We start from the raw sequence: 12,584 nt of genomic DNA, 5'->3' as shown, positions 1-12,584 counted from the left end.
CAAAGGCAACAAGATAATTAATTAAAAATAAATTTGTGAGAGTTTTTATTAATGGTGGGAGAGTCAGAAAATCACAGTCGTTCAATGGACGTAAATTTGCCGGCATCGTCAAACAGAATCCGGAAGCTGCCGCGAATACCGTCCTTGAGATAGAAACGGGAGAGAATACGGGCCGGGAACCGGACAGAGCGTCCGTCCCGGGCCGTGGTGCGGACATCGGTGGCAACGCCCTGATAGAGCTTTATCCACTCATCAGGGCTGATTTCAATGTCCACAGTAATCTGCTGCATGGGATCCTGATCAGTTGGCCAGTTCCAGAAGCAACCGGTTCAGGCGGGTTACATAGGCACCCGGATCCTGCAGTTGCTCACCACTGGCCAGTGTAGCCTGGTCCAGCAGCACAGCAGACAATTCCTTGAAGCGATCCTCGCCCTGCTCGTTTTCCAGGCGCTGAACCAGCGGGTGATCGACGTTGATCTCGAAAATGGGTTTGCTGTCCGGAACCTTCTGTCCCGCAGCTTCCATGATCTTCTTCATCTGCGCGCCCATGTCGAAGTCACCAACCACCAGGCAGGCCGGTGAATCGGTCAGACGGTTGGTAACACGCACATCCTGAACACGGTCATCAAGCGCGGTCTTGATGCGCTCCACCAGGGCTTTGTGTTCCTCGGCTGCTTCTTCCTTATGCTTCTTGTCTTCCTCGGTTTCCACTTCGCCAAGGTCCAGATCACCACGGGCTACATCCTGGAACTGCTTGCCGTCATATTCGTTCAGGTAACCCATCATCCACTCGTCAATCCGGTCAGAGAGGATCAGCACCTCAACGCCCTTCTTGCGGAATACTTCCAGGTGCGGGCTGCTCTTCGCGGCCATGAAGTTATCGGCGGTGATGTAGTAGATCTTGTTCTGACCTTCCTTCATACGGGCGATGTACTCATCCAGAGACACGTTCTGGGCTTCTTCACCGGTATGAGTGGAGGCAAAACGCAGCAGACCACCGATCTTCTCACGGTTGCTGAAATCTTCCGCCGGGCCTTCCTTCAGCACCGTGCCAAACTCGTTCCAGAACTGCTGGTACTGCTCCGGCTCTTTCTTGGCCAGCTTGGAGAGGATATCCAGAACCCGTTTGGTAACCGCAGTACGGATACTGTCCACGGTGCTGTCGTTCTGGAGAATCTCGCGAGAGACGTTCAGCGACAGATCGTTGGAGTCGATCACGCCCTTGGTAAAGCGTAGATACAGCGGCAGGAACTGCTCGGCGTCGTCCATGATGAACACACGCTGCACATACAGCTTCAGGCCACGGGGCGCTTCGCGGTTGTACAGATCGAACGGTGCACGGCCGGGAACATACAGCAGGCTGGTGTAATCAAGCTTGCCTTCCACTTTGTTATGAGACCAGGTCAGCGGATCTTCAAAGTCATGGGAGATGTGCTTGTAGAATTCCTTGTACTCTTCGTCCTTGATCTCGCTGCGCGACAGGGTCCACAAAGCGGTCGCGTCGTTGACTGTCTCGTCCTTGCCCTTCTCGCCTTCTTCCTCGGATTCGGACTTCATCACCACCGGGAACGAAATGTGGTCGGAGTACTTCTTCACCAGGTTGCGCAGGCGGAAACCGTCCGCAAATTCCTTGGCGTCGTCCTTCAGGTGCAGAACAATTTTCGTTCCGCGTTCGTCCAGATCCACATTCTCAATGGTGAACTGGCCGTCGCCCTTGGATTCCCAATGCACACCTTCTTCAACCGGCGCACCAGCGCGGCGGGTAAACACTTCAACGGAATCCGCCACGATGAACGAAGAATAAAAGCCGACACCAAACTGACCGATCAGCTTGCTGTCTTTCTTCTCGTCACCGGATAGCTGCTTGAGGAACTCGGCAGTGCCGGACTTGGCGATGGTGCCCAGATTTTGGATAACATCGTCCCGGTTCATGCCAATGCCGTTATCGGAAAGAGAGACGGTATTCTTCTCGGCGTCATAATCCAGACGGATTTTCAGCTCGGGATCGTTTTCAAACAGGGAGTCATCTTTCAGGGCGGCAAAGCGGAGCTTATCTTCTGCGTCGGAAGCGTTTGAAATCAGTTCACGAAGGAAGATTTCCTTGTTGGAGTATAGGGAATGGATCATCAGGTTAAGCAGTTGCTTAACCTCAGTCTGAAATCCCAACGTCTCTTTCTGCGATTCAACTGTCATGGCTTGTTTTGTCTCCTGGTATTAAGGTTCGGAGGAGCGGTGCGGCTGGGTAATCCATTCCAAAACACGCTGTGAATACGTCCTTGTACGCTCCGCTCCGCCATCCATGGCTCCGCACGGTTTTGGAAAGGATCACCCAGCCACCCCACCCAACTGTGGAGTAATTTCCGTTCTGGCACCCAGGCCGGAGCGAGCAGTTGAGGATGGGTTTACGAAACCGTGCGGAGCCATGGATGGCGGAGCCCGAGCCGCACACGGACGTCTTGAGGCGTGTTTCGTAAACCCATCCTCAACTGCTTGCCTGCACCAATGCCTAAAGTGCTGGGTCCAGAAATGGGGGTCACCGGGGGCATTTCAACCCCGACAAGCTGAATTCAGTCTTCCAGCAGGAAGTGGGCCCGGGCCGTGGCAATGGGCTGGGAACGGGATTTTTGCCAGGCGGTGATCATCACATTGGCCACGCGGTTGCCCTGGCGGGTGAGCTGGCACTCGGCGAAGGTCTCGCGGTTGAGGCCGGCGCGCAGGTAATCAAGGGAGAAATCCACGATGCGGGGCATGCGCAGGGTTTCCTGGGACATCATCAGATAGATAACCGCTGACAACTCCATGAAGCCACCGATCACCCCACCATGAATCGCCGGCAGGACGGGATTGCCCAGGTTTTCCTCTTTTTCCGGCAGCCGGAAGATCAGGTCGTCACCGAAACGGTTGCATTCCAGGCCAATAAAGCGGGCGTAAGGGATGCTTTCCAGCATTCGGGAAAAATCGCCGGTTTCCTGGGTGTAACGGAGGATTTCCGGATTGGTCATTCTTTGCCTCCGTCGATCAGATCACGAAAAGATTTGGGCATCGCCTCTTTGCCAATCCTCATGAACGTGCCCACACAGTTGGCAATGGTATCGCCAGGCTCCTGGAAGGCTTCACAGCGGGTAAAGATGATATTGCGGGTAACCCTGTAGGTTTCGGCGCGGGCGTATACCGGCTTATGGGGTTCGGCGGGACGCATGTAGTCCACCCGCAGATCCAGCGTCGGGCTTAGCTCGAAGTCATCCAGGGTGCACATAATTACCGAGCCGGAAGTCGTATCCATCAGCGTGGTAATGGCTCCACCGTGGATCACGCCGGTATCCGGGTTGCCGATGATGCGGTCGCTATAGGGAAGGCAAAGGGTCAACTGGCCCTCTTTTGCCGATGTTACGGTCATACCAAGTTCGCGGCTCTGGTTGAGAGTTCCGATAAACCGGCGAACCCGTTCCATTCGCATGGCGTTGTTCATAGGGTCTGGCTCGTCAGGTGAAAAGCGCCAATAATAACGCAACGTCCATGCTGCCTCCACACGGCAGGCCTCGAACTGTGGTAACGCAGCACGAGGCCCGGATGTGGTATAAAAGTGGCAAATCCGAACCAGGAGCTTTACTCGTGACTATCCACGCTGGATTACGATACTTCACCATTATTATTATGCTCGCCGTTCTCTCCGGGTGCGCCACCAATCCCGTCACCGGGAAGAAGCAGCTTTCGCTTATCCCTGAAAGCCAGGAACTGTCTATCGGCAGCGAACAGTACAAACCCACCCAACAGACACAGGGTGGCCGCTTCTACCTGGACCCGGATCTGAACCAGTACGTTGCGGAGATCGGCCAGAAGCTGGCCAAAGTCAGTGATCGCCCGGATCTCCCCTACGAATTTGTGGTGTTGAACAGCAGTGTTCCGAATGCCTGGGCACTTCCCGGCGGTAAAATAGCCATCAACCGTGGCCTGTTGACAGAGTTTGAAGACGAAGCCCAATTGGCCTCCGTTATCGGCCATGAGATCGTCCATGCGGCGGCGCGGCACAGCGTTCAGCGCATGCAACAGGGAATGCTGATAAGTGCCGGTGTGGCGGGGCTGGGTTTTGCCCTCTCGGATAACGAATGGGCAGGGCTGATCATGGGCGGCGCTGCCATGGGCGCCCAGCTTGCCCTGGCGCAGTACAGCCAGGGCGATGAACTGGAGTCAGACCATTACGGCATTCGTTACATGAAAGAAGCCGGGTACGATCCACAGGCTGCGGTCGAGCTGCAGCAGCTGTTTGTGGAGCTTTCCGAAGGCCGCGAAACCAGCTTTATCGAGGGCATGTTTGCCACTCACCCACCTTCGATGAAGCGCGTCCGGGAAAACCAGAAGTTGGTCGACAAGATCGGCGCAGGCGGTTACCGCGGTCGTGAAGAATACCAGAACAAAACTGCATACCTGCGCAAAATACAGCCTGCCTACGACGCTCAAGACGAAGCCATGAAACTGGCAAGCGATGACAAGTTTGATCAGGCCATTGCCAAAATTAATGAGGCCATCAAAATCGAGCCGGACGAGGCCGCTTTCTACTCTCTGCGCGGCCGGATATACAAGGCACAGGAAAAGCCCGAAAAGGCCGAAGCCGACTTTGACAAGGCTACCTCCCTTTACCCGGAGATGTTTACCTACCAGTTGCACAGCGGTCTCAATGCCCTGGGGCTTAACAAACTGGATAAGGCGAAGGAGCGACTGAACAAGGCCAACGAAACCGTTCCTACCTCGATTGCTTACCTGCGCCTGGGTGACATTGCGGTCAGGCAGAATCGCCGGGACAACGCGATCCAGTATTACAGCACCGCAGCGAAGGCTGAGGGACAGATTGCCCAGGAAGCAAAACAGAAGCTGGCCAAACTGACGCAGAACTGATGTCATCGTCCGCATTGACTTTTAGAGCAATAACTCTAAAGATTACGGTAATCACACAACAAGCGGACGATTGCCATGCTCGCAAAACGTATCCAGCCGATGGTCTTCCAGGCTCGCCGGCTTTATGTAGAGCTGATGTTCCAGGTCATGGGGCGGGCGCTCCAGGCCGTCAGCGAAATTGACGCTGCCGTACAAAAGGAGGCCCGCGGCCTGCCCGAAGGTTTCCTGTTCGAGATGATGGTGATGCCGGATGGCTCCCGTTTCATCGTGGAGCATATCGGCGACGGTCGTTTCCACTACCATGGCGACTCGGCACCCCGGGAAACTGATCTGTCTATCCAGTTCAAGCACATTGCCCATGCCTTCCTGGTGCTGTCGTTCCAGGAAAAAACATCCGTCGCTTTTGCCAACGACCGCATGCTGGTGGATGGCGATATCAGCTATGCAATCCGCATGACCCGGATACTGAACCGGCTTGAAACCTTCATTCTACCCAAGCTGGTGGCGCAACGTGCCGTAAAGGAATACCCCTCCAATCTGCACCTGCCCGAGAAACTCCTCAGTGCGGCGCGTATTTACCTCAAGGTAGCATCCAATTTTGTCGATACGGTGAGAGCATAATGACCAATCAATACTATGAGTTTTTCTGCCCGGTTAAGGTAATTGCCGGCAAAGCGGCGCTGGAACATATTCCCTACGAACTGACCGGCCTGGGCGCCAAACGCCCGATGATCGTGACCGACAAGGGCGTGCGCGCCGCCGGCCTGCTCGACCCCGTGCTTGCTGCCTGCGAAGAGAGCGGCCTGGAAATTATCAGTATTTATGATGATGTCCCGCCGGATTCCTCTACCGGGGTGGTCAAGGACATTGCTGGTATCTATCGGCGCGAAAAGTGCGACTCTCTCATTGCTGTGGGTGGTGGCTCCGCCATTGATACCGCCAAGGCCGTGAACATCCTGGTGTCGGAAGGTGGCGACAACATTGCCGAATACAGCGGTGCGGGCATCATCAAGCACCCATTGAAGCCATTCCTTGTTGTTCCAACTACTGCCGGCACCGGATCCGAAGTTACGTCGGTTGCGGTGATCACCGACACCGCCAAGTCTGTAAAACTGCCCTTTACGTCATCGTTTCTGCTACCCAATGCTGCGGTAATTGACCCGCGGATGACCCTGACATTACCACCGCACATAACCGCGGCCACCGCCATGGACGCCATGACCCATGCCACGGAAGCGTTCACCTGCATGGCGAAGAACCCGCTCAGCGATGCCTACGCAACGGCGGCTATCAAGAAAATCAGTCAGTCCCTGTTGAAGGTAATGGACAACCCGAAGGACAGCGATAACCGGCTGGAACTGGCGCAAGCCTCGACCATGGCCGGCATTGCCTTCTCCAACTCCATGGTAGGACTGGTTCATGCCCTAGGACACGCTACGGGCGCCATCTGTCACCTGCCCCACGGGCTCTGTATGAGCCTGTATCTGCCTTACGTTCTGGAATACAATCTGGAGACAATACGGGGCCCCCTGGGAGAACTCCTGCTTTATCTCGAGGGCCCGGAAGTTTATGCTGCTACACCGGGCAACCGCCGCGCAGAGGCCAGTATTTCTGCCCTTCGCAAGCTGCGGGATGAACTTTTCAAACGTTGCAAACTTCCGCGCACCCTCAAGGAAACCGGCAGCGTGGAAGAGCACCAGCTGGATACCATCGCCGAGTTGGCCATGGATGACGGGTCCATGATGTTCAATCCGAAAGAGGTAACTCTGGAAGATGCCCGAGCCGTTCTGAAAAAAGCCTGGGCGTAAAAACATTCCAATCAAATCATTGAAATCAGCACGGGAACAAGTGACAATTCTTTCTCGCTGGCAGGGATGTAGCCGGATTAGTTCTTAATATGAATTATGAGCCTTACATCTATGCGCAACGCATCACCCAGCCGGCCTCTGCCGACAGTCATCGCCTCTCTGGCGTTTGCTTTTTCGTTGCTGCCAGCAACCTGTGTAGTCGCCACTGACCACGCTTCTGCACAGGAGGCAGAACGGTCGTTCCGGTTTAATATCTCTCCCAATGGCTACCCACCCTACCTGATCAGCGACAATGGAAAACAGTCCGGTATCATGTGGGATGTCGTCACTGAGATTGCGGACCGACTGGACTATCGGGTTATTGCTGAAAAGGTGCCTCGCAAACGCGTGGACCAGATGCTTGTTGAAGGCTATATCGACGCCACAACTCGCGCAAAGGAGTGGACGGATAACCCTGATCAGTTCGCCTTTACGGATCCCATAGTGGATATTGAGGAAGTACTGTTCGTGCCCAAAAACTCCAACCTGGAGTTTGAAGTGCCCGAGGACCTGTTTTCACTCACAGTGGTTACGCATCTTGGCTATCACTACCCTGCGTTGGAGCCCCATTTTGCGTCAGGCAAAATCAGGCGTTTTGATGTTTCCCGTGACAAAGACATGTTCAGATACGTGCTTCACGGAGACGAAATGGACGCAGCGGTTGCAGACCAATTGGTTGGCAGGTGGATCCTGCGTAACGAAAACATGCAGAACGAATTCCGTACCAGTTCAGCAAAACTGAGCCAATACGGTTTTCGCTTGATGCTCCGAAAAGACTGGGCGAGTTTTGCCAACGCCTTTAACCGCGAGCTTGAGGCCATGAGGGAGAATGGCGAGCTGGATAAGATTCTCGCCAACTATCGCTAACTCCCCCTGCTGTTCCAAGTGCTTGCCCGGGGAGGCTGCACTATTCCAGACGCCTCAACAACAGCATCGGTGAGACACTCAGCACTGGTTTCAACTGCCAGCGACCAAACAGCGCCAATACCAGGGCGCTGATCAGCGGAATTGGCAGAATGGCCTGCCAGTGCCAGCGGAACTTCCCTTCAAACATCCTGAACTGCAGCGCCCAGACAGCGCCTTCCGCCGCCGCAACCCCGAGCACGCCGGCAAAGAAACCCAGCAGAGCGAATTCCAGCATGGTGCTTCTCACCAGCAGAGACTGCCTGCCGCCCAGGGTTCGTAGCAGCGCACCCTCCCTTTGCCGGTCCTGCATGGTGGCACTGACTACCGCTGCCATTACCACCAGTGCCGCAGCCAGAATCAACGCCAGTATGGCTTCGATCGCCTGGGTAACCTGCCGTACGATCTCCTGAATGCGTTCAATTACATGGTCGATCTCCAGCACCGAGACCGTAGGGAAGCTGCGGGAAAATTCATTGAGTTCCGCTTTCATGTCCGATGGAAGGAAAAAAGCGGTAATCCAGGTTGCGGGCATGTCTTCCAGCCCGCCTCCCGGTGGAAATGCCATATAGAAGTTGGGCTTCATACTGTCCCACTGAACAGTGCGGATACTGGTCACGGTTTCAGTCACCTTGTCCGAACCAATGGTGAAACCCAGTTCATCACCCACATTAACCCCGAGTTTACCCGCCAGTTCTGCCTCAATGGACACACCGTCCGTCTGTCCGGACTCGAACCATTGTCCTGCCACAATCTCATTGTCTTCCGGCAGAGTATCCATCCAGGTCAGGTTGAGCTCACGGTTCAGAGCCCCTACGCTCTCTTCCTTGGTGACCGCCTCCTTGACAGGCTGTCCGTTCAGCTCGGTAAGCCGGCCACGGACCATCGGGTACAATTGCTCCAGGGGATGCCCACGCTCGGCCCAGAAGTCGTCAACGTCTTCAACTGCCTGTGGAGCGATATTGATCAGGAAGTGGTTCGGGGTGTCCTCCGGCAACTGCGCCTGCCAGTCGTCCAACAATGATGTCCTGACCAGAATCAACGTGGCCGCCAGCATTAGTGTCATGGCAAATACGGCTATCTGGGACAGACTCGCGCGGCGATGGCGATACAACCCGACTAGTGCAAGCCTCCAGGCATTGCCACCACCGCTGATTCTGCGCAGGGTACTGACCAGCAGCCATCCCAGTAATGCCAGCGTTCCCAGCAGCAACGCAAGGCCGCCCAGCAAAGACAGCACCAGTGAAACCTCGCGGGCATACATCCATACCAACCCGAATACGGCTACTACCGCAATAACAAGGTCCGGAAGGGCTTCACGGCCGGATTCACCCGGCTGGCTTCGCAACACTCGCATCGCCGGTACATTGCGCAGTCGGCGAATGGGCGGATAGGCAAAGGCAAACAGTGAGACCAGCGCCGTCAACAGTGCTGGTGCCAGCGCGTTGGGGTCCAGTTGATAGTCAATTTGCTGATCCAGAACATCCCCCAGCACACTGGACAGCAGCCAATAGAGGGGCAAGGCTACCAGCAGTCCTCCGATGGCGCCAACGATGCCCCAGAGGGCCAGACGGCGAATGTACAACCGGCCAATTCCCTTGCTACTCACACCCAGGGTTTTAAGCAACGCAACGGTATCTCTCTGGGACAGCGCGTACTGGCGGCTGGCCACCGCAACAGCAACCGCCGCCAGCATCACCGCCAGGCTGCCGCCCAGAAGCAGGAAGCGCTCGGCGCGCTCAAGCGACTCGGAAAAGGTCTCGCCATCGCGCACCCCCTCCCACTCATGACTGGGTTCCAGCTGTGGTTGCAACCAACTGTAGTAGTTGTTCAGGGCAGGCTCTTCACCGGCAAACAGGTACACATACTCTACCCGGCTGCCTTCCTGAATCACCCCGGTGGATTCCACATCATCCACGTGCATCATCACCCGTGGTGCCAGCGAGGACATACGGAAGCCACCATCCGGCTCACGAACCAGCAAGCCGTCGATGGTCAATGCCTTATTCCCCACCTCCAGGCTGTCGCCAAGTTCCAGTTCCAGTAACCGCAACAGGCGCGGATTCACCCACACCTCTCCGGGGCCCGGCCCGTGCCCGACTGTCTGCCTCGGTGCATCCGTACCCTGCTGGTACTCGACCTGTCCGCGCAGCGGGTATCCGTTATCGACCGCCTTGATCGAAACCAGCTGAAAATTGTCGGCGCCGTAAACCATGGTGGAAAACTCGACCATACGGGCGGTTTCCAGGCCCCGCTGTTCGGCTTCCTTCATCCAGTCTTCCGGGATGGGGCGACCATTCTCTGCTTCCAGTTGCCGGTCTGCGGCGAGGAAGGAGCTGGCAGACGACACCAGTGTGCGCTGTAACTGGCTCGCAAACAGGGCAATAGTGGCAACAGTGGCGACGGCAATAATCAGAGCTGACAGAACAACACGAACGTCCCTCTCACGCCAATCGCGCCTGACTGACATTAACTTCTTTGACGCTGCCATCAGTTCACCGCTTCCGGCTGTTCCACGATGGAAGGCTCCGTCAGGACACCGGCTTCGATATTGAACTGGCGGGCGCAGCGGGCGGCAAGTCGCTCATCATGGGTGACCATTACCAAAGTAGTACCCTGCTCACGATTCAGTGTCATCAGAAGATCCGATACATCGGCACCCGTGCGGTTATCGAGATTGCCTGTCGGCTCATCCGCAAACAGGATGGCGGGTTCCGAGGCGAACGCCCGCGCGATGGCAACCCGCTGTTGCTCACCACCGGAAAGCTGTCGGGGCGTGTGGTAAAGCCGCTCACCAAGACCTACCCGCTCCAGAAGTTCCCGTGCCTTTGCCTGCGGGCTGTCAAAACCGCCAAGCTCCAGTGGCAGCATGACATTTTCCAGCGCCGTCAGGGCCGGCAACAGCTGGAACGACTGGAATACAAAGCCGACCCGGCGGGAGCGGAGTTTCGCCCGCTCATCCTCACTGAGTTGGCTGATCACCGAACCATCAAGCTCAACCGTGCCCGCCGAGGGCGTATCAAGCCCGGCCAACAGACCAAGCAAGGTAGTCTTGCCAGAACCAGAGCGCCCGACGATCGCTACCGACTCACCGCGGTTGATTTCCAGACTGACCCCCTGCAAGATCGTCAACGTATCAGTCTCAAGGCTAACCTTATGGGTCAGGTCACTGACTTTCAGGATGGTGCGCTGACTATCCGATTGGTGCTCACTTAGGTCGCTCACGGGTTCTCCACAACGGGTTTATTGGAATCAACTACTCTATGCATACGGTATTTTTACGCCTGAGATCAATAGTTTTCGTCGCTTTAATTTGTGTCGGTGTGCAAGCGCAGGCCAGCCAGAACACACTGATGATTTTTGGTGACAGCCTCAGTGCAGCATACGGCGTGCAGACCGAGGAAGCCTGGGTTGCCCTTCTGAAGCAGCGACTCGACGCAGAAGGCCTTGATCAGTGGCAGGTGGTGAACGCCAGCATAAGCGGAGAAACCACCGATGGTGGCCTGCGGCGCCTGCCCAGACTGCTGAATGAAAACGAGCCAGACATTGTCATAATCGAACTCGGGGGCAACGATGGCCTTCGGGGTTTCCCGCCTGAGGTCATTCGCCGCAACCTCTCCGGCATGATTGAACAGGTCAATGAGGCCGGTGCCAGGGCGTTGCTCGTGGGCATGCAGATTCCTCCGAATTATGGCCAGCGGTATACCAGCGCCTTCGCAGAAATCTATCCGGAACTGGCGGAGGAACAGGAGACCGAGCTGGTACCTTTCTTCCTCGATGGTATCTACGACCAGGAAGGCATGATGCAGGACGACGATATTCATCCGACAGCAGAGGCACAGGGCCAGTTACTCGATAATGTCTGGCCGGTGCTGGAGCCCATGCTGCGCCAGTAACCACTCTGGCCTATACCAACAGAGCCCTTGCCTGCGCCACGGCACGGCGCTCCGACCAGTAATAGCCATCCCGGGCACGTTCGACAAAGCCGACATGCCCACCCCACCGTGGTGATTCCAGCCGCACGTATGGCCCGAGTTGCTCGCGGGATTCGGGAAAACACTGCCGCGACAGAAACGGGTCATCAGCGGCATTGACCACAAGCGATGGCACGCGAATATCTTTCAGCTTCCAGAGTGCCGAACAGCTCGCCCAATAATCCTGTGCATCCCGGAAACCATGCAGCGTCGCTGTGTACCGATCATCAAATTCATGGAAACTACGAATACTTTCAAAGCCCTCTGTATCAATGAGGTCCGGGAACCGCTTCGATTTTTCTTCCATCTTCACCTGCAGGTCCCGCAAGAATCGCTGCATGTAAATGCGTCGACTGGGCAAAGCCAGCGTATCGGCACTGCCGGCGAGATCACAGGGTACGGAATAGGTAACGGCTCCGCAGATGCGGCTGTCCACCCGCTCTGACTGCTGCCCCAGGTAAAGCAGGGTAAGATTGCCGCCCATACTGAAGCCGGAGAGAAACGCTGTTTTATACCCTTGCCCGAGGCCATGTTTCACGACCCGGTCCAGGTCGCCTGTCGCACCGCTGTGATAGAAGCGTGGCTGATGGTTCATGACGCCACCGCAGGAGCGGAAATTCCAGGCCAGCACATCCCAACCATCGTTGAATAACGCACGTGCCAGACCCAGCATGTAAGGGCGACGGCTATGTCCTTCCAGGCCATGGGACAACACCGCCAGCCGGTCACTGCCCTGACGATACCAGTCCAGGTGCAACTCGTCGTTGTCATCGGTGGCCAACACTTCCCGTTCCGGCTCTGCCAGAGCCACCTTGCGGAACAGTGAAGGCCACACCGACTGGATATGGCCATTACGCAACCAGAGAGGTGGTTTGTAGTCGAGGAAGTGATAGTACAAAATTTAACCTTCCAATTCATGGGCTTGACGCCAACAGGGAAAGCCCCTATCATGCGCGCCATTCCGACT

12 protein-coding genes are annotated in these 12,584 nt (G+C 56.0%); 5 read left to right on the top strand and 7 right to left on the bottom strand.

Going from position 1 to position 12,584, the window contains the following annotated elements; all coding sequences use genetic code 11:
• Window positions 1–71 precede the first annotated feature (71 nt).
• From M8010_RS15435 to M8010_RS15420, 4 genes are all read right to left on the bottom strand, one after another.
• Window positions 72–290: a DUF2835 domain-containing protein gene (locus M8010_RS15435; protein WP_250093435.1), complete on the bottom strand. Its 219-nt coding sequence runs from the start codon at window positions 288–290 to the stop codon at window positions 72–74.
• A 10-nt stretch (window positions 291–300) separates the two neighbouring features.
• Window positions 301–2,193 carry a molecular chaperone HtpG gene (htpG, locus tag M8010_RS15430; RefSeq protein ID WP_250093434.1) on the bottom strand — a complete coding sequence of 631 codons (1,893 nt, stop codon included), beginning with the start codon at window positions 2,191–2,193 and terminating at the stop codon, window positions 301–303.
• A 374-nt stretch (window positions 2,194–2,567) separates the two neighbouring features.
• On the bottom strand, window positions 2,568–3,002 hold the full coding sequence (locus M8010_RS15425; protein ID WP_250093433.1) for a PaaI family thioesterase: 435 nt from the start codon (window positions 3,000–3,002) through the stop codon (window positions 2,568–2,570).
• Window positions 2,999–3,469, bottom strand: a complete 471-nt coding sequence (locus M8010_RS15420; RefSeq protein WP_250093432.1) for a PaaI family thioesterase — start codon at window positions 3,467–3,469, stop codon at window positions 2,999–3,001. Before M8010_RS15420 ends, M8010_RS15425 begins: the two co-directional genes overlap by 4 nt.
• Window positions 3,470–3,654: 185 nt before the next feature.
• On the opposite strand from M8010_RS15420, the gene M8010_RS15415 reads away from it, so the two are divergent.
• The 4 genes from M8010_RS15415 to M8010_RS15400 all read left to right on the top strand — a co-directional run bounded on the left by M8010_RS15415 (window position 3,655) and on the right by M8010_RS15400 (window position 7,607).
• Window positions 3,655–4,893 carry a M48 family metalloprotease gene (locus M8010_RS15415; RefSeq protein WP_250093611.1) on the top strand — a complete coding sequence of 413 codons (1,239 nt, stop codon included), beginning with the start codon at window positions 3,655–3,657 and terminating at the stop codon, window positions 4,891–4,893.
• A gap of 75 nt (window positions 4,894–4,968) precedes the next feature.
• Window positions 4,969–5,514: a hypothetical protein gene (locus M8010_RS15410; RefSeq protein WP_250093431.1), complete on the top strand. Its 546-nt coding sequence runs from the start codon at window positions 4,969–4,971 to the stop codon at window positions 5,512–5,514.
• Window positions 5,514–6,701 (top strand): iron-containing alcohol dehydrogenase, encoded by a 1,188-nt coding sequence (locus tag M8010_RS15405; protein WP_250093430.1) that lies wholly within the window; start codon window positions 5,514–5,516, stop codon window positions 6,699–6,701. Before M8010_RS15410 ends, M8010_RS15405 begins: the two co-directional genes overlap by 1 nt.
• Window positions 6,702–6,812: 111 nt before the next feature.
• Window positions 6,813–7,607 (top strand): substrate-binding periplasmic protein, encoded by a 795-nt coding sequence (locus tag M8010_RS15400; protein ID WP_250093429.1) that lies wholly within the window; start codon window positions 6,813–6,815, stop codon window positions 7,605–7,607.
• A gap of 40 nt (window positions 7,608–7,647) precedes the next feature.
• Here the strand turns inward: M8010_RS15400 and M8010_RS15395 are convergent, their stop codons facing one another.
• Together M8010_RS15395 and M8010_RS15390 are read right to left on the bottom strand one after the other, a co-directional pair.
• Window positions 7,648–10,134, bottom strand: a complete 2,487-nt coding sequence (locus tag M8010_RS15395; protein ID WP_250093428.1) for an ABC transporter permease — start codon at window positions 10,132–10,134, stop codon at window positions 7,648–7,650.
• Window positions 10,134–10,868 (bottom strand): ABC transporter ATP-binding protein, encoded by a 735-nt coding sequence (locus M8010_RS15390; RefSeq protein ID WP_250093427.1) that lies wholly within the window; start codon window positions 10,866–10,868, stop codon window positions 10,134–10,136. The genes M8010_RS15395 and M8010_RS15390 overlap by 1 nt, the downstream gene beginning before the upstream one ends.
• 38 nt (window positions 10,869–10,906) lie before the next feature.
• Here M8010_RS15390 and M8010_RS15385 point away from each other — a divergent pair, with 38 nt between their 5' ends.
• On the top strand, window positions 10,907–11,539 hold the full coding sequence (locus tag M8010_RS15385) for an arylesterase (protein ID WP_250093424.1): 633 nt from the start codon (window positions 10,907–10,909) through the stop codon (window positions 11,537–11,539).
• 10 nt (window positions 11,540–11,549) lie between these two features.
• Here the strand turns inward: M8010_RS15385 and M8010_RS15380 are convergent, their stop codons facing one another.
• On the bottom strand, window positions 11,550–12,515 hold the full coding sequence (locus M8010_RS15380) for a YheT family hydrolase (protein WP_250093418.1): 966 nt from the start codon (window positions 12,513–12,515) through the stop codon (window positions 11,550–11,552).
• Window positions 12,516–12,584 lie beyond the last annotated feature (69 nt).

The organism is Marinobacter sp. ATCH36, assembly GCF_023555055.1.
In the GTDB taxonomy this organism is placed as follows: domain Bacteria; phylum Pseudomonadota; class Gammaproteobacteria; order Pseudomonadales; family Oleiphilaceae; genus Marinobacter.
Note: the sequence above shows the minus strand (reverse complement) of the source record. Positions and strands in the feature narration are given on the sequence as shown.

What these genes read in the sequence shown, in the direction of transcription:
- M8010_RS15410 (WP_250093431.1), top strand. Translation starts at nt 4,969, where the DNA reads ATGCTCGCAAAACGTATCCAGCCGATGGTCTTCCAGGCTCGCCGGCTT.
- M8010_RS15385 (WP_250093424.1), top strand. Translation starts at nt 10,907, where the DNA reads ATGCATACGGTATTTTTACGCCTGAGATCAATAGTTTTCGTCGCTTTA.
- M8010_RS15415 (WP_250093611.1), top strand. Translation starts at nt 3,655, where the DNA reads ATGCTCGCCGTTCTCTCCGGGTGCGCCACCAATCCCGTCACCGGGAAG.
- M8010_RS15400 (WP_250093429.1), top strand. Translation starts at nt 6,813, where the DNA reads ATGCGCAACGCATCACCCAGCCGGCCTCTGCCGACAGTCATCGCCTCT.
- M8010_RS15435 (WP_250093435.1), bottom strand. Translation starts at nt 290, where the DNA reads ATGCAGCAGATTACTGTGGACATTGAAATCAGCCCTGATGAGTGGATA.
- M8010_RS15425 (WP_250093433.1), bottom strand. Translation starts at nt 3,002, where the DNA reads ATGACCAATCCGGAAATCCTCCGTTACACCCAGGAAACCGGCGATTTT.
- M8010_RS15405 (WP_250093430.1), top strand. Translation starts at nt 5,514, where the DNA reads ATGACCAATCAATACTATGAGTTTTTCTGCCCGGTTAAGGTAATTGCC.
- M8010_RS15420 (WP_250093432.1), bottom strand. Translation starts at nt 3,469, where the DNA reads ATGAACAACGCCATGCGAATGGAACGGGTTCGCCGGTTTATCGGAACT.
- htpG (WP_250093434.1), bottom strand. Translation starts at nt 2,193, where the DNA reads ATGACAGTTGAATCGCAGAAAGAGACGTTGGGATTTCAGACTGAGGTT.
- M8010_RS15395 (WP_250093428.1), bottom strand. Translation starts at nt 10,134, where the DNA reads ATGGCAGCGTCAAAGAAGTTAATGTCAGTCAGGCGCGATTGGCGTGAG.